Source organism: Geodermatophilus sp. SYSU D00525 (assembly GCF_054050475.1).
This window is the reverse complement of sequence record NZ_JBJGZK010000002.1, coordinates 267,904-289,616: the sequence shown is the minus strand read 5'-3', so window position 1 is coordinate 289,616 and position 21,713 is coordinate 267,904. Positions and strand designations below refer to the sequence as shown.

Here is a 21,713-nt window from a genome sequence, read left to right as displayed (position 1 = left end):
TGCCGGAGGATCAGGTCGGCCCCTCTGCAGGGTCCCGCCGCGAGCCTGCGGGGGGCGGGGGGCAGAGGGGTCCTTCATCAGTGGGTGAACTCGAGGGCCGCGTCGAGCAGCCAGTCGGCCAGGTAGCCGGCGAAGGAGGACCGGACGAGGACGAGGACGACGACGTCGTCGCCGGTGTCCGACAGGCCCAGCAGGACGACGCCCGCCCGGCCGAGCGTGGTCTGGGCGCTGCTCCCCCGGCCGAACACCCGCGGGTGCAGGTCGATCGAGCAGCCCTTGGCGAGGACGTCGCGCACCCGCGACCCCGTGAGCCGCAGGCCGATCCGCTGGGCGGAGACGTCCGTCGCGGAGCCGCCCAGCGGGAGGACGGCGGCGCGGACCCGGGCCTCGAGCTCCTCGGGCGCCTCGGTGGTGCTGGTCAGCAGCCACTCGTCGGGGCCGAGCCAGACGGCCCGCCCCGCGCCGGCCGGCACCCAGGTGTTCGGGGTCGTCGGCAGGGCGACGCCGAGTGCCGCCGTCGCCGCGGCGTCCACGGTGGCGAGCCGGACGTCGGTCATCGCGACGAACGGCTCGACGGCGATGCCGACGGTCTCGGGCAGGCGCCCGAAGGCGGCGGTCCGTGCCTCGAGGGGGTGGGTGCGCGTCAGCTCAGCCATCGCGGCGGGCTCCTTCGGGATCGACCAGCACCGAGCCGGTGACCTCGACCGGGACGAGGGTGCCGTCGACGGGGACGTGCACGGTGTCGCCGATGCGGTCCCGGCCGCCCTCGACCAGGGCGAGGGCGAAGGGGCGGGCGAGCTCGGCGCTGCGGTAGCTGGAGGTGACGTGGCCGAGCATCGGGACCGGCGGGGGCGGCAACGCGCCGTCGGCGCGGAACTCCACGATCTGGGACCCCTCCGGCAGCACGGTCCGCCGGTCCACGGGCAGCAGCCCGACCAGCTGCTTGCGCAGCGGGTCGGCGTTGGCCGGGCGGGCGAAGGAGCGCTTGCCGACGAAGTCCGGCTTCTTCTTGGAGACCGCCCACGCCATGCCGAGGTCGTGCGGGGTGACGGTGCCGTCGGTGTCCTGCCCGATGATCGGGTAGCCCTTCTCCGCGCGGAGCACGTGCATGGTCTCCGTGCCGTACGGCGTGATGCCGTACGGGCGGCCGGCCTCGAGCAGCCGCTCCCAGACCGCGACCGCGTACCAGGGGTTGACGTAGACCTCGAAGGCGAGCTCGCCGGAGAAGCTGATCCGGGCCAGCCGGACCGGCACGCCCTCCAGCGTGGTGTCCCGCCAGGTCATGAACGGGAACGCCGCGGCGGAGACGTCCACCTCGGGGAAGACGGCGCCGACGACGTCGCGGGAGCGCGGGCCGACGACGGGGAGGGTGGCCCACTGCTCGGTGACCGAGGTGCAGCGGACCCGCAGGTCCGGCCACTCGGTCTGCAGCCACTCCTCCATCCAGTCGAGGACCTTGGCCGCGCCGCCGGTGGTGGTCAGCACGAGGAAGCGGTCCTCGGCCAGGCGCAGCACCGTGCCGTCGTCGATGACCATGCCGTCGACGCCGCACATGACGCCGTAGCGGACCGAGCCGACCTTCAGGCTGCTCATCAGGTTCGTGTAGAGCCGGTCGAGGAGGACGGCGGCGTCGGGGCCCTGGACGTCGATCTTGCCGAGGGTGGAGCCGTCGAGGATCCCGACGCCGGTGCGGGCCGCGGCGCACTCCCGGAGGACCGCGGTCTCCATGTCCTCGCCGGGCCGCGGGTAGTAGCGGGGCCGCTTCCACTGGCCGACGTCCTCGAAGACCGCCCCGGCCGCCACGTGCCGGTCGTGCAGTGCGGTGACCCGCTCGGGGTCGAAGAGCCGGCCCCGGTCGCGGCCGGCGAGCGCGGCGAAGGCGACCGGGGTGTAGGGCGGCCGGGAGGTGGTGGTGCCGGTGTCCTGGACCGGGATGCCGAGCAGCTCGGCGGTGATCCCCGAGGTGAGGACGCCGGAGGTCTTGCCCTGGTCGTGCGCCGTCCCGATGGTCGTGTAGCGCTTGACGTGCTCGATGGAGCGCAGGCCGGCGCCGACCGCGCGGGCGATGTCGGCGACCGTCGCGTCGCGCTGCAGGTCGACGAACGAGGTGCTGCCCCCGGCGCCGGAGGTGTCCGGCACCCGCCACAGGACCAGCGGCGCGGCCGGGGCGGCGGGCTCCGGGGCGGCGGGCAGCCGGTCCTCCCCCACCGGCGGGATGCCCAGCTCCGCCAGGGCCCGGCGGGTCACCCGCTGCCCGTCGGCCAGGCACCCGGCCAGGTCGAGGACGCCGGCGGCCGAGCCGGCGACCGACAGGCCGTCGAGCTCCTCCCCGGGGAGGAAGGCGCCGAGGGTCTCGTCGTAGCGGAGCCGGCCGCGGGCCTGGCTGAACAGGTGCACCGCGGGGTTCCAGCCCCCGCTGACCAGGAGCAGGTCGCAGGCGATCTCGCCGGCGGCGCCGACCTCTCCGTCGGTGAACGGGGCGACGAGGGCGTGGGTGACCCGCTCGACGCCGCGCGTGCCGGTGACCACGGCGCCGGGCAGCACCCGGACACCGGCGCGCTCGCACTCCTCGCGCCGGCGCGGCGAGCCCTCCGGCCGGGCGTCGACCACCGCCTGCACCCGCACGCCGGCGCGGGACAGGTCGAGGGCGGCGTCGTAGGCGCTGTCGTTCGTGGTGAACACGACGGCCTCGCGGCCGGGCAGCACGCCGTAGCGGTGCAGGAACGTGCGGGCGGCGCCGGCGAGCATGGTCCCGGGGCGGTCGTTGTCGGCGAACACGACCGGACGCTCGTGCGCCCCCGTCGCGACGACGACCGAGCGCGCCCGGAGGCGCCACACCCGCTGGCGGGAGACGTGCCTGGGCGCGGCGGCGCCGAGGTGGTCGGTGCGCCGCTCGAGCGCCAGGACGAAGCCGTCGTCGTAGCTGCCGAACGCGGTGGTGCGCTGCAGGTGCAGCACCTCCGGGTGCGCGGCCAGTTCCGCGACCGCGTCCGCCACCCAGTCCAGCGCCGGGACGCCGTCGAGCCGGTCGGTGCCCGACAGCAGCGAGCCGCCGGCCTCGGACTGCTCGTCCACCAGGGCGACGCGGGCTCCGGCCCGGGCGGCGGTCAGCGCGGCGGCCAGCCCGGCGGGCCCCGCTCCCACGACCAGCACGTCGACGTGGTGGTGGACCGCGTCGTAGCGGGCGGAGTCGGGGACGTCGGCGAGGCGGCCCTGCCCCGGCAGGCCGGAGGCGGCCAGCCCGTCGAAGAGCTCCACGGTGGTGGCCAGCAGCATCGGCTCGGGGAAGGGCTCCTCGATCTGCACGAGGCCGCCCGGGTCCTCGGCCCAGGCCGCGGCGATGCCGCGGGGGCGGCCGAGCTTGACGCTGGTGGCGACCCGGTGCCGGCCGTCGGCGAGCAGCGCCGAGGCGAGGGTGTCGCCGGGGTGGCCGCGGAGGGTCTCCCCGTCGAAGGTGAACTCGACCGTGGTGGCGCGGTCCACGCGGCCGCCCTCGGCGGTGCGGAAGGGGCTGGTCACGGGGTCACCGGCCTGGGGTCGTCGAGACGGTAGACGCGCTCGAAGCGGTAGGTGGCGGTGTCGCGGACCGCGTTGAACCAGCGGCGGCAGCCGGCGCTGTGGTGCCAGCGCTCGGCGAAGCGGCCCCGGGGGTTGGCGCGGAAGAAGACGTAGTACGCCCACTCCTCGTCGGAGAGCGCGGCCGGCTCCTCCGGGTACGGGACGTGGGCCTGGCCGCCGTAGTGGAACTCGACCTCCTCGCGGGGGCCGCACCACGGGCACGCGATGAGTTGCACGGAGGACTCCTGGGGCAGTGGGCGTTCAGTGGGCGACGGCGGCGGCGCCGTGCTCGTCGACGAGCACGCCGGTGACGAAGCGGTCGAGGCCGAACGGCGCGACGTACGGGTGGGGCTCGCCGTGGGCGACGGTGTGCGCCAGGGCCGAGCCGATGCCGGGCGTGGCCTTGAACCCGCCGGTGCCCCAGCCGCAGTTGAGGTAGAGGTTGTCGTAGCCGGCGCGGCCGACGATCGGCGAGGCGTCGGGGCTGACGTCGACGATGCCGGCCCAGGTGCGCAGCAGGTGCGCCCGCGCGAAGACCGGGAAGAGCTCGACCGCGGCGGCCATCTGCCGCTCGATCACGTGGAAGGCGCCGCGCTGGCCGTAGCCGTTGTAGGAGTCGATCCCGGCGCCCATGACCAGCTCGCCCTTGTGCGCCTGGGAGACGTACACGTGCACGGCGTTGGACATGACGACCGTGGGGTGCACCGGCTCGAGCAGCTCGGACACCAGCGCCTGGAGGGGGTGGCTCTGCAGTGGCACGCGGATGCCCAGCATGTCGGTGAGCACGGAGGTGTGGCCGGCCGCGCAGAGGACGACCCGGCCGGCGGCGATCGTGCCGCGGGTGGTGTGCACCCCGGTGACCCGGTCGCCGTCGGTGGCGAACCCGGTGACCTCGCAGTCCTGGACCAGGTCGACGCCGGCCTGGTCGGCCCGGCGGGCGAAGCCCCAGGCGACGTAGTCGTGCTTGGCGATGCCGGCGCGCGGCTGGTAGGTGGCCCCCAGGACCGGGTAGCGGATGTCGGCCGAGGTGTTGACGACCGGGCAGATCTTGCGGACCTCGTCGGGCTCCAGCCACTCCGCGTCGATGCCGTTGAGCTTGTTGGCCTCCACCCGGCGCACGCTGTCGCGGACGTCCTGCAGGGTGTGGGCGAGGTTGAGCACGCCGCGCTGGCTGAACAGGATCGGGTAGCCGAGGTCCTCCTCGAGCCCCTCCCACAGCTGCAGGGCGTGCTCGTAGATCGCCGAGCTCTCGTCCCACAGGTAGTTGGACCGGATGATCGTGGTGTTGCGGGCCATGTTGCCGCCGGCCAGCCACCCCTTCTCCAGCACCGCGACGTCCGTGATGCCGTGGTCCTTCGCCAGGTAGTGCGCGGTCGCCAGGCCGTGCCCGCCGCCGCCGACGACGACCACGTCGTAGGAGCGCTTCGGCTCGGGGCTGCGCCAGAGGACGTCCGGGTGCTCGGGCAGGTCCGCGCCGGGCGTGCGGGGGCTCATCGCGGGACCTCCGTCAGGTCGGGGTAGAGCGGGTGGCGGTCGGCCAGCCGGGCGACCCGCGCGCGGAGGCCGGCGAGCTGCTGCCCGTCCACCGAGGGCCGCAGCGCGGTGGCGACCACGTCGGCGACCTCCGCGAAGTCGTCGGGGCCGAAGCCGCGGGCGGCCAGCGCCGGGGTGCCGATGCGCACGCCCGAGCTGACCATCGGCGGGCGGGGGTCGAAGGGCACGGCGTTGCGGTTGACGGTGATGCCGACGGAGTGCAGCCGGTCCTCGGCCTGCCGGCCGTCGAGCTCCGACCCCCGCAGGTCGACGAGGACGAGGTGGACGTCGGTACCGCCGCTGACCACGTCGATGCCGGCCGCGCGGGAGTCGGGCGCCAGGAGCCGGTCGGCCAGGATCCGGGCGCCGGCGAGGGTGCGCTCCTGGCGCTCCCGGAAGGCCGGCTCCCCGGCCAGCTTGAAGGCGACCGCCTTGGCGGCGATCACGTGCTCCAGGGGCCCGCCCTGCTGGCCGGGGAAGACCGACGAGTTGAGCCTCTTCGCCAGGTCGGCGGTGGCCAGGATGACGCCGCCGCGCGGGCCGCCGAGGGTCTTGTGGGTGGTCGAGGTGACGACGTGCGCGTGCGGCACCGGCGACGGGTGCAGCCCGGCGGCGACCAGCCCGGCGAAGTGCGCCATGTCCACCATGAGGTACGCGCCGACCTCGTCGGCGATCCGGCGGAACTCGGCGAAGTCCAAGTGCCGCGGGTAGGCCGACCAGCCGGCGACGACGAGCCGGGGCCGCCGCTCCCGTGCCAGCTCCTCCACCTCGGCCATGTCGACCCGGTGGTCCTCACGGCCCACGTGGTAGGCGGCGACGTCGTAGAGCTTGCCGGAGAAGTTGAGCCTCATCCCGTGGGTCAGGTGGCCGCCGTGGGCGAGGTCCAGCCCGAGGATGGTGTCGCCGGGCTCCAGCAGGGCGGACATCGCCGCGGCGTTGGCCTGCGCCCCCGAGTGCGGCTGCACGTTCGCGTACTCCGCGCCGAACAACGCCTTCAGCCGGTCGACGGCCAGCTGCTCGACGACGTCCACGTGCTCGCAGCCGCCGTAGTACCGCCGGCCCGGGTAGCCCTCGGCGTACTTGTTGGTCAGCACCGAGCCCTGGGCCTCCATGACGGCCACCGGGGCGGAGTTCTCGCTGGCGATCATCTCCAGCGTGGTCTGCTGCCGGGTCAGCTCGGCGGAGATCGCGGCGGACACCTCCGGGTCGGTGTCCGCCAGCGACCGGTCGAGCACGCGGTCCCCCACGGCCGGCGGGGCGACGTCAACCTGGACGACCATGCCGGGTCCTCCCTGTCGTGGAACTGGGATGAGGACTGGTATATCAGTCGTCCAACACCGTAGGGCGGCGGCCGTGCGGGGTCAAGGGGTCCCCGGGAGGCGGGACCACGGACACCGCGACCGGCCGGACGACGGAGGGGCCGGGAGGACGTCGTCCTCCCGGCCCCTCGGCGTCGCGTGCGGACTCACCCCGCCAGGCGCTGCGTCAGCCACTCGTGGAAGAGCCCGATGTGGTGCTCGGAGGGCACCAGCACCCCGCCGCGGGCGTAGGCCCGGGAGGACATGGCCGGCTGGGTCCGCTCGCAGGCGGCGAAGTCCTGCTCGTTCACCCGGTGGAACAGCTCCACCGACCGGCTGACGTCCCTGCCGGACTCGACCACCTCGCGGGAGTACAGCCAGTCGCACTCGACGATCGTCCGGTCGACCGCCACCGGGAACATCCGGTGGAAGACGACGTGGTCGGGCACCAGGTTCACGAAGACGGTCGGCTTGACCGTGATGGCGTAGTAGCGGCGGTCCTGGTCCTCCTCGACGCCCGGGAGCCGGCCGAAGCCCTCGCCGCCGTCGACGGTGAAGCCCTGGACGTCGTCCCCGAACTCGGCGCCGTGACCGACGAAGAACTGCGCGGCGTACCCGTCGGCGAACTCCGGGAGCACCTCGGTGAGCTCGGGGTGGATCGTCGCGCAGTGGTAGCACTCCATGAAGTTCTCGATGACGAGCTTCCAGTTCGCCTTCACCTCGTAGGTGATGCGGCGCCCGACGGACAGCGAGTCCAGCTCGTAGCGGTCGATCGCCCGCGCGTCCCCGAGGCGCTCGGCGACGGCGCCCACGACGTCGTCCTCGAAGGACGGGGGCTCGTCCGCCAGGCACACCCACGCGTAGCCCAGCCACTCGCGCAGGGCCACCGGCACGAGGCCGTACTCGACGCGGTCGACGTCGGGCATCTTCGTCAGGTTGGGGGCCGCGACCAGCTTGCCCTCGAGGTCGTAGGTCCAGGCGTGGTAGGGGCACTGGAAGGCCCGCCGGACCGTGCCCGAGTCCTCCGTGCAGATCTGCGCGCCGCGGTGCCGGCAGACGTTGAGGAACGCCCGCAGCCGCCCGTCCCGGCTGCGGACCACGAGCACGCTCTCCCGTCCCACCTGGACCTTCCGGAAGGACCCGGGTGTCGGGAGGTCACTCGAGCGCACGGCGCCGAACCACATGTCCTCGAGAACGCGGGACTGCTCCAGCGCGAAGACGGCGGGGTCGGTGTAGTAGTGGCCCGGCAGGGTGGAGATGAGGCTCGCGGGCTGGTCGGTGGTGGTCATACGGCACCTCGGGTTCCGTCGGGCGGTGCGGTGTGGAGGACACGCCAGACGTCGCACGACGCATCGCCTGCGACGAACCACGGTCGCCGTCCGCGCTCAGCGCAGGACGACCGGTGTGTTGCACATTACTCAGCGGATCGCGTCAGACGCAACAGCCCGGAAGCTGTGCCGATCCTCGGGACCCGAGACCCGTGGGTCAGCGGGGCTGGCGGAAGAAGCCCAGCCTCCGGCTCAGCTCGTCGGCGCCCGCGACCACCCGCCGGGCGATGGCCGGGTGGTCCTCCGGAGCCATCCGGAACGACGGCCCCGAGACGCTGAGGGCGGCGACCACGTCCCCGTCCGCACCCCGGACGGGTGCCGCGACGGCGCTGAGCCCGACCTCGTACTCCTCGACCGTGGACCCCCACCCCTGCTCGACGATCCGGTCCAGGTCCTGCCGCAGCACCTCGGGATCGGTGACCGTGGTGGCGGTGAAGCGCTGCAGCTCGCGGGAGAGCACGCCCTTGCGGACGGTGTCGGGAGCGTGCGCCAGGAGCACCTTGCCGCTCGACGTCGCGTGCAGGGGGGTGCCCTGTCCCACCCAGTTGTGCGTGCTGAGCGCCGCCGGCCCGCGGGCCTGACTGACGTTCACGGCGCGGTCGCCGTCCAGGATGGCGATGTTGACGGTCTCCTCGAGGTCGGCGGCCAGCGCCTGGCAGATCGGCCGCCCCTCCCGGGCGATGTCCAGCTGGGCGGCGGCCGCGCCGGCCAGGCGCACGACGCCGAAGCCCAGCCGGTACTTGCCACGGTCGGCCATCTGCTCGACGAAGCCCCGGCCCTCGAGCGCGGCCACCAGCCGGAAGGCGGTGGACTTGTGCACACCGAGCTCCGCGGCGATCTCGGTGACGCCGGCCTCCCCGTGGGCCGCGAGGATCTCCAGGACGCTCAGGGCCCGGTCCACGGACTGGACGACGGCGACCGAGCCACGCTCCCCGTTCTCCTCCTGCGGCCCGCTCATGACCTCAGCGTAGGTGGCGGGCGGTGGGGGTCGTCCCGTCTCTTGACGAGGGGACACCGCGGGGCCATGCTGTTGCGCCATCAGCGCATCGTTGCAACATCCGCAACAGTGAGCCTGGAGCGCCCATGATCCTGGTCTGCCCCACGACCGCGTTGCCGCCCGGCGAGGCGATCCGCGTCGAGGCCGAGGAGCCCATCGCGGTCTTCAACGTCGACGGCGAGTTCTACGCGATCGACGACACGTGCACCCACCAGGACGCCTCGCTGGCCGACGGGTGGCTGGAGGGCTGCGCCGTGGAGTGCCCCCTGCACGCCTCCTGCTTCGACCTGCGCACCGGGAAGGTGTCCGGCCCGCCGGCCAGGACGCCGGTCCGCACGCACCGGGTCGTGGTGGAGGACGGCCTGCTGTACGTGCAGCCCGCGGACGTCGGGGAGGAGGGGGCCGCGTGACCTCCACGGTCGCCGTCGTCGGGGCCTCCCTGGCCGGCCTCTCCGCCTCGCGGGCCCTGCGTGACCAGGGCTACGAGGGCCGGGTCGTCGTCGTCGGCGACGAGGCGCACGCGCCCTACGACCGCCCCCCGCTGTCCAAGGAGTTCCTGGCCGGCGCGGCGTCACCGGACGACATCGCCCTGGGCGTGCCCGACGACGACGGCCTCGACCTCGAGTGGCGCCTGGGCACCCCGGCAATCGGCCTGGACCGCGCCACCCGCACGGTGCTGCTGGGCGACGGCACCGAGGTCCGGGCCGACGGCGTCGTCCTCGCCACCGGGGCCCGCGCCCGGCGCCTGCCCGGCGCCGAGCGGCTCGACGGCGTGCACGTGCTGCGCTCGCTGGACGACGCCGTCGCCCTGCGCGAGGACCTGACCGCCGGCGGGCGTCTGGTCGTGATCGGCGCCGGCTTCATCGGGGCGGAGGTCGCCTCCACCGCCCGCAGGCTGGGGCTGGAGGTCACCGTCGTCGAGGCCCTGCCCGTCCCGCTCGCCGGCCCGCTGGGCGCCGACGTGGGCGCGGTCTGCGCCGGGCTGCACGCCGACCACGGCACCCGCCTGATCGTCGGCATCGGGGTCGCCGGCCTGGTGGGCAGCGGCAGGGTCGAGGCCGTCGAACTGACCGACGGCAGGCGGCTGCCCGCCGACGTGGTGGTCGTGGGGATCGGGGCCGTCCCGAACACCGAGTGGCTCGCCGGGTCCGGCGTGGCCCTCGGCGACGGCGTCCTCACCGACCCCCGCGGTGCGACGGACGTCCCCGGCGTGGTCGCGGCCGGCGACTGCGCCGCGACGTGGTCGCCCTCCGCGGAGCGGCACGTCCGGACCGAGCACTGGACCCACGCCCTGGAGCAACCGGCCGCCGCGGTCGCCACGCTGCTGGGCACCGGGGCACCCGCGCCGACGCCGGTGCCCTACTTCTGGTCCGACCAGTACGGCGTCCGCATCCAGTTCGCGGGTTCGCGCCGCGAGGGCGACGTCCCCCGCGTGCTGGAGGGCAGCTGCGCCGACCGCTGCTTCCTGGTGGTCTACGAGCGCGAGGGACAACCCGTGGCCGTCCTCGGGATGGACCAGCCGCGCCTGTTCACCCGGTGGCGCCGGCAGCTGCGTTCGGCCGTGCCCGCCGCGTCCTGACCCCTGGCCGACCCCCGGCCGGTTCGGAGAGCTACCGGCGACCGCGGGGCGCGGCGAGCGCGGCCGTCGACACCAGCCCGGCGGCGGTGGCGAGGGCGGCCGGGGTGCCGGCGACGTCGGTGACGGCGCCGAGGAGGAGGGCGCCGGCGGCCTGGCCGGTGGTCAGGGCGACGAACAGGAGGGCCGTGGCCTGCGCCGCCGCCCCGGGCGCCAGCCGGCCGCCCCAGGCGATGAGCACGCCGGTCAGGGCCACGAAGCCGCAGCCGAACAGCGCCAGCGCCCCCGCGGCGACCACGACGCTCCCCGGTCGCCAGGCGAGCAGCACCGTGCCGGCGGCGGTGACCCCCGTCGGGAGCAGCCAGGCGGCGGGGAGGCCGGCGCGGCGCACGAGACTCCCGCTCAGGCCGCCGAGGAGGGCGGCCACGCCCAGCAGGCACCACAGCAGCCCGGTGGCCCGGGTGGACAGCCCGGCCCCCGTCGTCGCGTCCGGCCCGAACGTCCACACCCCCGCCCCGCCGGCCCCGGCGAGCAGGGCGGCGGTCAGCGCGCGGGCGAGGCGCCGCGGTCGCAGTCCGGCCCCCGGCCGACCGGGGTCGGCGGCGCGCGCGCGCCAGCAGGCGGACCGGTCGGCCCACCAGGTCACGAGCAGCGCGCTGCCGGCGAAGCCGAGCCAGGTCCAGCGCCACTCCCCCGGCCAGGCGAGCGCCACCAGGCCGCCGACGGCCACCCCGGCCCCGGTGCCGCTGTTCACCACCGCCTGGGAGCGGGGCTCGGCGGGCGGTGTGACCGTCCCGGCCACGGCGGCGACCAGGGCCGGGCTGGCGGCGCCCGCTCCGCTGCCGGCGACGAGCGCCCCGACCGCCAGGACCGGTGTCGTCCAGGCGGCGGCGACCACCAGCGCACCGACGGCGGCGCAGACGCCGGCGGACCACAGGGCCCGGCGGGCCCGTCCGCGATCGACCAGTCGCAGGCCCAGGACGGCCGCGACGCAGTAGGCGAGGTAGCTGCCCGCGGCGATGCCGCCGGCCACGCCGGAGGTCACGCCCAGGTCGGACCGGAACTGCGGCAGGGAGAGGCCGAACCCGTACCGGGTCAGGCCGTAGGTCACGGCGATGACCAGCAGCCCGCTGACCACCAGCGGGTGCGGCGCCGGCCGGTCGGCAGCGGGGGGAACCGGCTGTAACGATCGTTTCAGCATAACGATCGTTACACTAGGCGCGTGTCCACTGCCGCCGCGAGCCGACCGGCCCGGGAGCGCCTGCTCGACGCCGCCGGCGAGCTGTTCTACGAGAACGGGATCGCCGCGACGGGGGTGGACGCCGTCCTGGCCCGCGCCCGGGTGTCGCCGGCGACCCTGTACGCGCACTTCCCCGGCAAGGACGGGCTGGTGGCCGCCTACCTCGAGCGCCGATTCCGGCGCTGGCGGCAGGCCTGGGACGAGGTCCTCGACGAGCGGACCGACCCGGTCGACCGGCTGCTGTCCGTCTTCGACGCGGTGCTGCGCTTCCGCGCGGCCGAGGGCGGCCGCCGCGGCTGCGCCTTCCTCGCCGCGGCCACCGAGCTGCCGCCCGGCCATCCCGGCCACCGGTGGCCGGCCGCCGACTCCCGGCTGCTGACCGAGCGTCTCCACCGGCTGGCGGAGGCCGCGGGCGCCGGCGACCCCACCGAGGTCGCCGACGGCCTGCTCGTCCTCTACGACGGGGCGCTGGCCCGTCTCGCCCGCCAGGCGGTGACCGCCGGACTGGACACCGGCGACCCGGTGCAGCGCGCCCGCCGGATGGCCGCGGACTGGCTGACGGGCCGGCTCGGGGCGGCCCGCCCGTCCGCCTGATCCCGGCGACCGGCCTCCCGCCGACCCGCCGCCGGGAGGTCAGTCGCGCGGATCGAGCGGGCGGCCGATGGCCTCCGCCTCGGCCTGGTCCTGCCCCTGCGGGGGGACGGCCGTGCTCCCGGGCGGCACCACGAAGTTGCCCGTCGCGGTGACCGGCCGCCGGCCCTCCGGCTCGGCGTCGGCCGGGGACGACGGCGCCGGCACCCCGGGGGCGCCCGCAACGCCCGGCGCCGGCTCCACCACGAGGACGAAGTCGTCGCCGTGGCGCTTGATGCCGTCCATCACGGCCTGCTCGATCGCCAGCGTGGCGTAGTTGCCGCGCAGCACGATGGGGTCGCGCCGGAGGTCCTTGACCAGGCTCACCGCCATCGCCGCCATCACCAGCGCGAACGGCAGGGCCGCGATGATCGTGAGGTTCTGCAGCCCCGTCAGCGCGGCTCCGTCCTCCCCCAGGAGCAGCATGATCGCGGCGACAGAGCCCATCACCACGCCCCAGAAGACGACCACCCAGCGGCTCGGTTCCAGGGTGCCGCGCTGCGAGAGCGACCCCATGACGATCGAGGCCGCGTCCGCACCGGACACGAAGAAGATCGCCACGAGGACCATCACCAGCACGGTCGACACGGTGGCCAGCGGGTACTGCTCCAGGACGGCGAACAGCTGGCCCTCCGTGGTGCCCTGGCCGGCCACGTCGACGCCGCTGCGCTGGGCCGCGATCCCGGCCCCGCCGAACACGGCGAACCACAGCAGGCTGACCAGGCTGGGCACGAGGAGCACGCCCGTCACGAACTGCCGGATCGTCCGGCCGCGGCTGATGCGCGCGATGAACAGCCCGACGAACGGCGTCCAGCTGATCCACCAGGCCCAGTAGAAGACCGTCCAGCCGCGCAGCCAGGTGGCCATCGGGTCGCCGCCGGTGGCCTCGGTGCGCGCGGCCATCGCGCCGAGGTCGGAGAAGTAGCTGCCGACCGCGTCGGGGAGCAGGTTGAGGATGAAGATCGTCGGGCCGACGACGAAGACGAACACCGCGAGCAGCAGGGCCAGGACCATGTTGGTGTTGGACAGCCACTGGATCCCGCGCTCGATGCCGGAGACGGCCGAGGCGACGAAGGCGGCGGTCAGGATCGCGATGATCGCGACCAGGACGCCGTTGCCGACGTCCCCGGCCCAGCCGAGGATCTCGACCCCGCTGCCGATCTGCAGGGCGCCGAGGCCGAGGGAGGCCGCCGACCCGAACAACGTCGCGAAGATGGCCAGCACGTCGATGACCCGGCCGGCCGGGCCGCTGGCCCGCCGCTCACCGAGCAGCGGGACGAAGGAGGAGCTGATCAACTGGCGGCGACCCCGCCGGAAGGTGCCGTACGCGATCGCCAGGCCGACGACGGCGTACATCGCCCACGGGTGCAGCGTCCAGTGGAACAGCGTGGTCGCCATCGCCGTCTGGATCGCCTCGGACGTCTCGGGCTCGGTGGTGAGCGGCGGCGGGGCGACGTAGTGCGAGAGCGGCTCCGCGACCCCGAAGAACATCAGCCCGATGCCCATGCCCGCGCTGAACATCATCGCGATCCACGAGACGGTGCGGAACTGCGGTCGCTCCTCGTCGCGCCCGAGCGGGATCCGCCCGTACTTGCTGGCCGCCAGCCAGATCACGTACACGACGAAGGCCGAGGCCAGCAGCACGAACAGCCAGCCGAGGTTGCCGGTGACCCAGCCGAGGACCGAGCCGCTGGCGGTGCCGAGACCCGTGGGGGTCGCGAAGCCCCAGGCGACGAAGCCCAGCGCCATCACCGCGGCGATGGCGAACAGGACCCTGTCGACGGCCCAGTGCCGGTCGGCGACGCAGGGAGGCGGCTCCGCGATCGCCGGGTGGATCCCGGCCACGGTGACGTCCGCGGCGTGCACGGCGCGGTGGTCCTCCCGGGCTGCCGTGCCGCCGACCGGCGTCGGGCCGGCCTCGACCGCCTCGGGCCGGTCCGGCCGGCGGGAGGGCGGGACGGGTTCGCGTGGTTCCACCATGACGTCCCCCAATCACTGTTGCGTCATTCGAGACCCACTTCGGAAGAGGGAACCAGAGGTCTGCCCGAGGAACAAGGGTCGAACGTGACGCACACCACAGCCTCGCACCGTGACCGCTCCGCGCCACTCGGCCGCCCGTGGGAGTCGCTGAACGGGGTCGGGAGACCCGTCGCGCCGGCGCCCGTCAGCCGTGGTCCCGCCTCAGGACGCGTCCGTCGCCCACCCTGCGATCGCGTCGTCATCGAGCGCGCCGTCGGCCACGAGGGCCCGGGACCCGCGGGTGACCGCAGCCCCGGCGGGGAGCACGAGCGCCTCGCGCCCGGCCAGCTGCCAGCCGACGCCGGGGTACTCCCGCACCCGCACGAACCACGGGTCGGCCCGGGTCGCCGCGTCGGCGCCGGATCGAACCCCAGGAGCTCGACCACGTGCGGACCGGCGCAGCCTGACCCCGACGTCCCGACCCGCCCCGCGGTTGCCCGTCCCCACCGGGGGCGGGCAGCCGCACCGTTCCCCGAGGAGACCCGCGTGCGCATCGTGATCGCCCCCGACAAGTTCCGCGGCACGGCCACCGCCGTCGAGGCGGCCGGGGCGCTGGCCGCGGGGGTCGCGGAGGCCGGGCACCGGGCCGTCGTCGTCCCGCTCGCGGACGGCGGCGAGGGCGTGCTGGAGGCCCTCGGCGGCGGCACCCGCACGAGCACGGTCACCGGGCCGCTCGGCACCCCGGTGGAGGCCGCGTGGCGGCTGGACGGCGCGGACGCCGTCGTGGAGACGGCCCGCGCCTCCGGGCTGCTCCTGGCGGGCGGCCGGGAGGGCAACGACCCCTGGGCCGCCACCAGCCGCGGCACCGGTGAGCTGGTGGCCGAGGCGGTGCGCGCCGGCGCGCGGCGGGTCGTGGTGGGCGTCGGCGGGTCGGCCTGCACCGACGGCGGGCTCGGGGCCGTGGAGGCGCTCCGGGAGCTGGCGCCGCTCGACGGCAGCCGCGGCTGGACGGTGCAGGTCGCCTGCGACGTCGCGACGACGTTCCTCGACGCGCCGCGGCTGTTCGGCCCGCAGAAGGGCGCGACGCCGGAGCTGGTGCGGCGGCTGACCGGCCGGCTGCGCGACCTGGCGCAGGAGTACCGGGACCGGTTCGGGGTCGACGTGCGCGACCTCCCGGGCTCCGGGGCCGCGGGCGGACTGGCCGGCGGACTGGCGGCCCTGGGCGCCTCCCTGGTCCCCGGGTTCGACCTGGTCGCCGACGTCGTCGGGCTGCGCGCCTCCGTGGCGGCGGCCGACCTGGTCGTCACCGGCGAGGGGATGCTCGACGAGCAGTCCTTCGAGGGCAAGGTCGTCGGCGGCGTCGCCGCGCTGGCCCGGGCGGCCGGGGTGCCCTGGGCCGCCGTGGTGGGGCGGGCGCTCGTCACGCCGCCCGACGGCCGGGTGGTCGACCTCGTCGCCACCTTCGGGGAGGACCGGGCCCTGGGCGAGACGCCGTCCTGCCTGCGCGCCGCGGCGCGCGACCACCTGGGCCTCCGGGCGCGCGGGCCCGCCCGCTAGCGCCCCCGGCCCGACCGCGCCGGGCCGGTGCTGGCCCGGAGGATCAGCTCGGCACCGACGTGCACCCGGCGGGGGGCGTCGCCCGCGGCGGTCAGCACCAGGTCCATGGCGCGGGCGCCCATCTGCTCCAGCGGGAGCCGCACGGTGGTCAGGGCGGGTGCAGGTCCGCGGCCATCCACAGGTCGTCGAAGCCCCCGACCGAGACGTCCTCGGGGACGCGCCGCCCGAGGCCGTTCTGCAGCGCGTGCAGCCCCCACGGCCATCAGGTCGTCGAGCGCGAGGACGGCGGTCAGGTGCGGGTGCCGGCCGAGCAGGTCCAGCGTGGCCGAGTGCCCGCCGCCGCGGGAGGAGTCGCTCTCCGCGACGGCGACCGCGTCCCGGTCGCGCCCGAGCGCGGCCCAGGCGTCGAGGGATCCGGCGAGCCGGTCGGACACCGTCCGCAGGTCCGCCGGGCCCGTGAGGGCGGCGGCTTCGCCGCCGCGCAGGCGCGGCCGGGGCCGGGGCCGGGCCGGATCCACCACTGCACGCGTGCCCTGGGCGCGGCGGAGCGCGCCCTCGCGCTGCTGACCGGGCGGGCCGCCGACGCCGGGACCGACCTCGAGCTCCGCCAGGCCCCGCACACCGGCGACCTGCCGGACGAGGTCCTGCGGGTGGCCGACGAGGTCGACGCCTCGGTGAGCGTCATCGGCCTGCGCCGCCGCTCCCCGGTGGGCACGCTGCTGATGGGCAGCGCCGCCCAGCGGATCCTGCTGGACGCGACCCGCCCGGTGCTCGCGGTCGAGCCGCGTTCCTCCTGACCGCGGGCCGCGCGGCGGCTCCCGCCTAGCCGCCGAGGACGACCCGGAACGTGCCGTGGGTGCGGAAGTCGAGACCGGTGCCCTCGAACCCCTCGATGTGGACCTCGCCCGACGCGGAGGCGAACTCGCCGGTGCCGCCGGTCACGGCCCAGCTGCTCGGCTCCCGCAGGACCGGCGCCGTGACCCCGGTGCGGCTCACCCCCTGGACGGTGAGCGAGCCCCGCGGGCCCGTGGTGGTCGTGGTGCAGTGCAGCGTCGTGCTGTCCGTGGCGAGGTCCACCTGGTGGAACACGCAGTGCCCCCGGTCGACGGCCTCCCCCAGGCCACCGGTGCTGGCGTTGGTGTAGACGAGCTCGTCCCCGAGCGACGGCACGCCGTTCGCGTCGTGGTCGAGGAACGCCTCCTCCAGGCGGTCGGTCTCGAAGCTGCCCTCGAGGACCTGCCCGTCCGGGTCGGCCGTCGCGACCGCCGGCCACACGGCCACCCCCACGACGAGGGCGGCGGAGCCGGCGAGGGCGAGCGTGGTGCGCTTCTTCGGAGTACGCATGGCGTCCACCTCGGTGACGTCCGAGAACAGAGGGACGCCGGCCGCCTCTGACCGGGGGCTCGGGCCGGAGCACCCCGACGCTAGGAGGCCCGCGTCCCTCCGGGAAGACACCAAGGTCCCTGCCGGCGGCCGCCCGGTGGCTCAGCCCGGCGAGTGCAGCAGGGGCCCGCGGAGGTCGAGGTACTCGGGCGGTTCCTTGGCCAGCCGCACCAGTTCCTCCATGACCTCACGCCACTCCGCCGGCGGCTCCCTGCGCTCGCCCTCGCGGGCCTCGTCCTCCGAGGTGAAGTAGGCGACCTGGACCCAGCGCCCGTCCTCCTGGGTGACCATCACGGTGGCCAGGATCTCGGGGCGGAACTCCGCCAGGCGCTCCCGCGGCACCTGGCGCACGAGCTCCTTCGCGCGCTGGACGTCGGTGGTCTGCCCCTGGATCACCTGGACGAAGCCGGCGCGGTCCGGGTCGCCGAACACGTCGACGACGACGTCCTCGCTGTCGAGGAAGGTCGGCTCGCCGTCGAACAGCCGCCGGACCCCGTCCCACCACCGGCCCTGCTCGGGGCGGTCGGAGTTGCGGCGGGCGGCCTCGGCCGACTCGAACCGGGCCACGGCCACCAGCCACCCGTCGTCGGTGACCCCGGTGGTGCTGCCGAGCCACCCGTCCGCGCCGGGCGACAGCTGCGTCACCCACTCCTCGATGGCCGTGTACACGGCGTCCGTGTCCGTCGTCCTGCCCTGGATGACCTGGACGAACATGGCTGACCTCCCGCCGACGGCGTCTCTCCGGCCCCCGTGGGACCTCGAACGCTACGACCGGGCGGCGGCGCGGTCGACGGGTTCGCGCCCGGGGGCGGGGCGCGGGAGGGGACGGCGCGCGGAGGTCACGGCCCGTCGCTCCGGCCCCACGCGTCCCACGGACGCCGGGGTTCCTGTACGCGCAGGTCCGCCCGTCGCAGGATGACGGGCCGGTGCACCAGCGCACACACGGGGAGAGCACATGGCGTCGTTGTCCGACCCTGCCGTCCAGGCCGTCCTGCGGCACCACACCGGCCGGTCCCCGGGGACGCCGATGCGCGCGGTCGTGTCCAAGGCCGCCGCCCTCGGCTACGACCTCGCGCCCGAGCCGTGGGGGGACGAGCCCACGCTGCGCCTGGTGCGGCGGGCGCCGTCGGGGCGCAGCGTCACCCTCCTGGTGGACGGCCGGCAGCTCACCTCGCCCTCCCCTGCGGAGCGGGCCTTCGCCGCGGCGCTGCCCGGGGCCGACGCGACCCGGGCGGACGTCCGGTTCCCCTTCGCCGGCAGCGACCCGTTCGAGGTGCTGGTGGCCTTCTCCGACGAGGCGGACCGCACACCCGCGCCCGCGCCGGTCCTCCCGCCGGTGCCGCTCCCCGGGCCGGTCCCCGCCGGGAACACCCGGCAGCGGGCGGTGCTCGGCGTCGTCGCCGCGGTCGCCGTGCTGCTCGTCGTCGCCGGGATCGCCACCTCGGGCGTGCCCGGCGGGCTGCTCGCGCTGGGCCTGGTGGCACTGCTCGTCGGCCTCGGCGCGGTCGTCGCCGGCCGGGCGCGGTGGGCGTTCATCGCCTCCCGCCGGGTCGGCGGCGCCGTGGTCGCGGCGGGCCTCGCGGCCGTCGTCGTCGGCGGGGCGGCGGCGCCGCGCGCCGCGCCGACCGCCGCCTCGGCCCCGGCGAGCACCTCGCCGGCCGCGCCCACCACCTCCCCAGCAGAGGAGAGCGCCGCCACGGAGGCCGCCACCGAGGCCGCCGAGGACGCGCTGGCGGAGGCCGAGACCGCGGAGACCGCCGTCCCCGCGGTCGACTCCGCCACCGGGCTGCTCTCCGACGACGCCACCGACGCCGCCGTCGGGACCGCCGCCCCCACCACCGCGCTGGCCGCCCTCGCCGCCGTCCCGGTGCAGGGCCGGGCGCCGCGCACCGGCTACGACCGCGACCTGTTCGGCAACGGCTGGGTGGACACCGACCGCAACGGCTGCGACACCCGCAACGACGTCCTCGCCCGGGACCTGACCGGCGAGACGCTCAAGCCCGGCACCCGGGACTGCGTCGTCATGACCGGGACCCTCGACGACCCCTACTCCGGCCGGACCATCGCCTTCCAGCGCGGGCAGTCCACCAGCGACGACGTCCAGATCGACCACGTCGTCGCGCTCTCGGACGCGTGGCAGAAGGGCGCCCAGCAGTGGGACGCCGCCCGCCGCACGCGGTTCGCCAACGACCCGCTCAACCTGCTCGCCGTCGACGGGCCGCTGAACATGCAGAAGGGCGACGGCGACGCCGCGACCTGGTTGCCGCCGGACCGCTCCTACCGCTGCGCCTACGTGGCCCGGCAGGTGGCGGTGAAGGTCAGCTACGGGCTGTGGATGACGCAGGCCGAGCGCAACGCGGTCGCCACGGTCCTGAGCACCTGCCCGGCCGAGCCGCTGCCCGGCGGCGTGGTCGCCGCCGTGCCGCAGACGGCGGCGCCGACCACCGCGGCGCCCACGCCCCCCCGGCCGACCACGCCGGCCCCGGTGCCGACGACGGCGCCGCGCCCCGCGCCCGTCCCGGTCCCCGCACCCGCTCCGGCTCCCGCGCCGGCACCGGCCCCCGCTCCGGCCCCTGCACCGGCGCCCGTGGGGACCAGCTACGCGAACTGCACGGAGGTCAAGGCCGCCGGCGCGGCACCGATCCACCCCGGCGACCCCGGATGGGACCCGAGGTTCGACCGCGACGACGACGGCGTCGGCTGCGAGTCCTGACCACCCGGTCGTGATCGCCGGACCGACCCCCTCCCCCGTGGCGGGGGTCGGTCCGGCGTGACGGTGGGCCGCTCGGCCGCTCAGTCGGCGAGCAGCGCGGCGTGCGCGCCCAGGCGGTGCGCCAGGGCCGCGGCGGCGCCGGTGGAGCGCAGGACGTCGGCGAGCAGCTCGGCCAGCTCGACCGGGCGCTCCGGCAGCTCCCCGTCCAGCAGGGCGTCGAGGTCGGCCGTGTCGAGGTCGGCGAGCTCGACGAGCACCAGCGGCTCGGCGGGACGCGCGGCGGTCTCCATGACGGGCTCCTCGGGTCGGCGGGCCGGGCTCCGTCCCGGCACCTCCCGACCCTGACCGGCCCGCCGCAGCCCTCCCTCCGCGGAACCGCACGATTCCCGCAAGACCGGTCCCGGCAGGTCCGCGACCCGCCACGCGGGGGCCGGGGCTCCCAAGGACGCTCCGTGCGGCTAGGGTTCGTCGCGTCGGGAAGGCCCTGCGCACTGGCAGGACCCCGATGCACCATCGCAGCTAGGAGCGAGCGCAATGCCCGAAGGAACTGTCAAGTGGTTCAACGCGGAGAAGGGGTTCGGCTTCGCCACCCCTGACGGTGGCGGACCGGACGTCTTCGTCCACTACTCGGCCATCCAGACCAGCGGTTACCGCACGCTCGACGAGGGGCAGCGCATCTCGTTCGACGTCGAGCAGGGTCAGAAGGGCCCGCAGGCGGCGAACGTCACCCCGCTCTGATCGCCTGAGCCTCCGCCAGCGCCCCCGTCCGGTCCGCCGGGCGGGGGCGCTGTCGCGTCCGGGACCGGGTCAGCGGGCCCGGGGCACGTAGCCGCCGACGAGCGCCTGCATGAACAGCGCCCCGGCGTCCGGGCCCACCGCCTGCGCCGCGTCGGCGAAGGCCCGCCAGCGGTCCCGCTCGACGTCGGTCGGCGCGTTCTGCGCCCGCAGCGCCGCCTGCTCGAGCAGCCGCTCCCACTCCCCCTGCGGCGTCGGCCACAGCCCCGCCAGCCGCCGCGCCTCGGCGGAGATCCCGGTGATCCGGACGATGTCGCCGGCGTGGTTGGTCAGCGGCTCGATGTAGCCGGCGGCCGCCAGCGCCTTGGCCGCCGCGACGACGTCGGCCTTCGGCAGCCCGCTGCCCGGGACGACCGAGCCGAGCAGGTACGGCGCGCCGCCGTGCCTGGGCTCGTCGACCAGCCGGGCGACGGCCCGCAGCACGGGCAGGTCGCGGCGGAACCAGGTGTCGGGCAGGGGCCGGTCGAGCGAGGTCACCCGGGAAGTCTCCGCCGCACGCGACGGCGCCCCGCCACCCGGGTTCCGGAGTGGCGGGGCTCGGCGGTCGGGGTTCAGCGCGCGCCGGTCAGCTCCGGGCGGGTGGCCAGGACGATCCCCAGCGCGACGTACCCGACCAGCAGGTGACCGGCGGCGGTGTACGCGACGACGGACGGAGCGATCTGCGCGACGGGGATGTTGACCGGCGCCCAGCTCTCGGCGCCCAGCGGCCACCAGCGCGCGGCCCCGCTCCAGCGGCCCGCGATCGCGATGCGGATGCCGATCAGGAACATGCCGACCATCGACAGCGGCCAGAAGGCGTCCAGGGTCAGGTACCAGGCCTCCTCGGCGTGCCCGGGCAGGAACGCCGCGCTCAGCGTGGAGAGGATCGCCAGGCTCAGCAGCACGTGCTCGAGGTGGAGGGCCGCGCGGGCCAGGCGGCCGGTGCCGATGGCGCCGGTCCGCAGCTGGACGGTGACCAGGGCGACGAGCCCCAGCTGGAAGAGCAGCGCGGTCATCTCGTAGGCGAGGGCCTGCCAGCCGACGGTGGGGTCGATGCCGAAGGCCAGGATGCCGGCCGCCCATGCGGCCGAGCCGGTGGCGACGGCGATCCCGGCCCGGCGGACCGAGCGGACGGACGCGACCGGGCGGGCTGCCGGGGCGGCCGGG

At 75.8% G+C, this 21,713-nt stretch carries 23 protein-coding genes; 7 read left to right on the top strand and 16 right to left on the bottom strand.

Annotated elements, in window-relative coordinates:
* Nucleotides 1-77 precede the first annotated feature (77 nt).
* The 7 genes from ACI796_RS03360 to ACI796_RS03330 all read right to left on the bottom strand — a co-directional run bounded on the left by ACI796_RS03360 (nucleotide 78) and on the right by ACI796_RS03330 (nucleotide 8,675).
* On the bottom strand, nucleotides 78-656 hold the full coding sequence (locus tag ACI796_RS03360) for a sarcosine oxidase subunit gamma (RefSeq protein ID WP_456939844.1): 579 nt from the start codon (nucleotides 654-656) through the stop codon (nucleotides 78-80).
* Nucleotides 649-3,519 (bottom strand): 2Fe-2S iron-sulfur cluster-binding protein, encoded by a 2,871-nt coding sequence (locus ACI796_RS03355; protein ID WP_456939843.1) that lies wholly within the window; start codon nucleotides 3,517-3,519, stop codon nucleotides 649-651. Before ACI796_RS03355 ends, ACI796_RS03360 begins: the two co-directional genes overlap by 8 nt.
* Nucleotides 3,516-3,794, bottom strand: a complete 279-nt coding sequence (locus ACI796_RS03350) for a sarcosine oxidase subunit delta (protein ID WP_456939842.1) — start codon at nucleotides 3,792-3,794, stop codon at nucleotides 3,516-3,518. The genes ACI796_RS03355 and ACI796_RS03350 overlap by 4 nt, the downstream gene beginning before the upstream one ends.
* A 25-nt stretch (nucleotides 3,795-3,819) precedes the next feature.
* Nucleotides 3,820-5,052, bottom strand: a complete 1,233-nt coding sequence (locus tag ACI796_RS03345) for a sarcosine oxidase subunit beta family protein (protein WP_456939841.1) — start codon at nucleotides 5,050-5,052, stop codon at nucleotides 3,820-3,822.
* A complete protein-coding gene (locus ACI796_RS03340; protein ID WP_456939840.1) occupies nucleotides 5,049-6,371 on the bottom strand; it encodes a serine hydroxymethyltransferase in 1,323 nt (440 codons plus the stop codon). Before ACI796_RS03340 ends, ACI796_RS03345 begins: the two co-directional genes overlap by 4 nt.
* A 185-nt stretch (nucleotides 6,372-6,556) precedes the next feature.
* Entirely contained in the window at nucleotides 6,557-7,678 is a 1,122-nt protein-coding gene (locus ACI796_RS03335; RefSeq protein WP_456939839.1) for an aromatic ring-hydroxylating oxygenase subunit alpha, read from the bottom strand.
* A gap of 196 nt (nucleotides 7,679-7,874) precedes the next feature.
* Nucleotides 7,875-8,675 (bottom strand): IclR family transcriptional regulator, encoded by an 801-nt coding sequence (locus tag ACI796_RS03330; RefSeq protein WP_456939838.1) that lies wholly within the window; start codon nucleotides 8,673-8,675, stop codon nucleotides 7,875-7,877.
* A 125-nt stretch (nucleotides 8,676-8,800) separates the two neighbouring features.
* On the opposite strand from ACI796_RS03330, the gene ACI796_RS03325 reads away from it, so the two are divergent.
* On the top strand, nucleotides 8,801-9,124 hold the full coding sequence (locus ACI796_RS03325; RefSeq protein WP_456939837.1) for a bifunctional 3-phenylpropionate/cinnamic acid dioxygenase ferredoxin subunit: 324 nt from the start codon (nucleotides 8,801-8,803) through the stop codon (nucleotides 9,122-9,124).
* Nucleotides 9,121-10,293, top strand: coding sequence for an NAD(P)/FAD-dependent oxidoreductase (locus tag ACI796_RS03320; RefSeq protein ID WP_456939836.1), 1,173 nt, complete (start codon nucleotides 9,121-9,123; stop codon nucleotides 10,291-10,293). Before ACI796_RS03325 ends, ACI796_RS03320 begins: the two co-directional genes overlap by 4 nt.
* A gap of 31 nt (nucleotides 10,294-10,324) precedes the next feature.
* On the opposite strand, the gene ACI796_RS03315 is transcribed toward ACI796_RS03320, so the two are convergent.
* Nucleotides 10,325-11,491 carry an MFS transporter gene (locus ACI796_RS03315; protein ID WP_456939835.1) on the bottom strand — a complete coding sequence of 389 codons (1,167 nt, stop codon included), beginning with the start codon at nucleotides 11,489-11,491 and terminating at the stop codon, nucleotides 10,325-10,327.
* A gap of 21 nt (nucleotides 11,492-11,512) precedes the next feature.
* On the opposite strand from ACI796_RS03315, the gene ACI796_RS03310 reads away from it, so the two are divergent.
* Complete coding sequence (locus ACI796_RS03310) at nucleotides 11,513-12,124, top strand: TetR/AcrR family transcriptional regulator (protein WP_456939834.1); 612 nt, start codon at nucleotides 11,513-11,515, stop codon at nucleotides 12,122-12,124.
* A gap of 39 nt (nucleotides 12,125-12,163) precedes the next feature.
* Here the strand turns inward: ACI796_RS03310 and ACI796_RS03305 are convergent, their stop codons facing one another.
* Together ACI796_RS03305 and ACI796_RS03300 are read right to left on the bottom strand one after the other, a co-directional pair.
* Nucleotides 12,164-14,137 carry a BCCT family transporter gene (locus tag ACI796_RS03305; protein WP_456939833.1) on the bottom strand — a complete coding sequence of 658 codons (1,974 nt, stop codon included), beginning with the start codon at nucleotides 14,135-14,137 and terminating at the stop codon, nucleotides 12,164-12,166.
* Nucleotides 14,138-14,341: 204 nt separating this feature from the next.
* Nucleotides 14,342-14,626 carry a DUF6807 family protein gene (locus tag ACI796_RS03300; RefSeq protein WP_456939832.1) on the bottom strand — a complete coding sequence of 95 codons (285 nt, stop codon included), beginning with the start codon at nucleotides 14,624-14,626 and terminating at the stop codon, nucleotides 14,342-14,344.
* Between the two features lie 39 nt (nucleotides 14,627-14,665).
* Here ACI796_RS03300 and ACI796_RS03295 point away from each other — a divergent pair, with 39 nt between their 5' ends.
* On the top strand, nucleotides 14,666-15,676 hold the full coding sequence (locus tag ACI796_RS03295) for a glycerate kinase (RefSeq protein ID WP_456939831.1): 1,011 nt from the start codon (nucleotides 14,666-14,668) through the stop codon (nucleotides 15,674-15,676).
* On the opposite strand, the gene ACI796_RS03290 is transcribed toward ACI796_RS03295, so the two are convergent.
* Nucleotides 15,673-16,110 carry a hypothetical protein gene (locus tag ACI796_RS03290; protein ID WP_456939830.1) on the bottom strand — a complete coding sequence of 146 codons (438 nt, stop codon included), beginning with the start codon at nucleotides 16,108-16,110 and terminating at the stop codon, nucleotides 15,673-15,675. The genes ACI796_RS03295 and ACI796_RS03290 overlap by 4 nt on opposite strands.
* On the opposite strand from ACI796_RS03290, the gene ACI796_RS03285 reads away from it, so the two are divergent.
* Nucleotides 16,006-16,473 carry a universal stress protein gene (locus tag ACI796_RS03285; protein WP_456939829.1) on the top strand — a complete coding sequence of 156 codons (468 nt, stop codon included), beginning with the start codon at nucleotides 16,006-16,008 and terminating at the stop codon, nucleotides 16,471-16,473. The two genes, ACI796_RS03290 and ACI796_RS03285, sit on opposite strands and share 105 nt — an antisense overlap.
* Nucleotides 16,474-16,498: 25 nt before the next feature.
* Here ACI796_RS03285 and ACI796_RS03280 read toward each other — a convergent pair whose 3' ends face one another.
* Nucleotides 16,499-17,020, bottom strand: coding sequence for a hypothetical protein (locus ACI796_RS03280; RefSeq protein ID WP_456939828.1), 522 nt, complete (start codon nucleotides 17,018-17,020; stop codon nucleotides 16,499-16,501).
* A gap of 141 nt (nucleotides 17,021-17,161) precedes the next feature.
* Nucleotides 17,162-17,773: a hypothetical protein gene (locus ACI796_RS03275; RefSeq protein WP_456939827.1), complete on the bottom strand. Its 612-nt coding sequence runs from the start codon at nucleotides 17,771-17,773 to the stop codon at nucleotides 17,162-17,164.
* Between the two features lie 241 nt (nucleotides 17,774-18,014).
* Between ACI796_RS03275 and ACI796_RS03270 the strand changes: the two genes are divergently transcribed.
* Complete coding sequence (locus tag ACI796_RS03270; RefSeq protein ID WP_456939826.1) at nucleotides 18,015-19,772, top strand: GmrSD restriction endonuclease domain-containing protein; 1,758 nt, start codon at nucleotides 18,015-18,017, stop codon at nucleotides 19,770-19,772.
* 80 nt (nucleotides 19,773-19,852) lie between these two features.
* Here ACI796_RS03270 and ACI796_RS03265 read toward each other — a convergent pair whose 3' ends face one another.
* On the bottom strand, nucleotides 19,853-20,062 hold the full coding sequence (locus ACI796_RS03265; RefSeq protein ID WP_456939825.1) for a hypothetical protein: 210 nt from the start codon (nucleotides 20,060-20,062) through the stop codon (nucleotides 19,853-19,855).
* Between the two features lie 244 nt (nucleotides 20,063-20,306).
* Between ACI796_RS03265 and ACI796_RS03260 the strand changes: the two genes are divergently transcribed.
* Nucleotides 20,307-20,510: a cold-shock protein gene (locus tag ACI796_RS03260; RefSeq protein WP_387990932.1), complete on the top strand. Its 204-nt coding sequence runs from the start codon at nucleotides 20,307-20,309 to the stop codon at nucleotides 20,508-20,510.
* Nucleotides 20,511-20,579: 69 nt separating this feature from the next.
* On the opposite strand, the gene ACI796_RS03255 is transcribed toward ACI796_RS03260, so the two are convergent.
* Complete coding sequence (locus tag ACI796_RS03255; RefSeq protein WP_456939824.1) at nucleotides 20,580-21,044, bottom strand: hypothetical protein; 465 nt, start codon at nucleotides 21,042-21,044, stop codon at nucleotides 20,580-20,582.
* 74 nt (nucleotides 21,045-21,118) lie between these two features.
* Nucleotides 21,119-21,562, bottom strand: coding sequence for a hypothetical protein (locus ACI796_RS03250; protein WP_456939823.1), 444 nt, complete (start codon nucleotides 21,560-21,562; stop codon nucleotides 21,119-21,121).
* Between the last annotated feature and the right edge of the window lie 151 nt (nucleotides 21,563-21,713).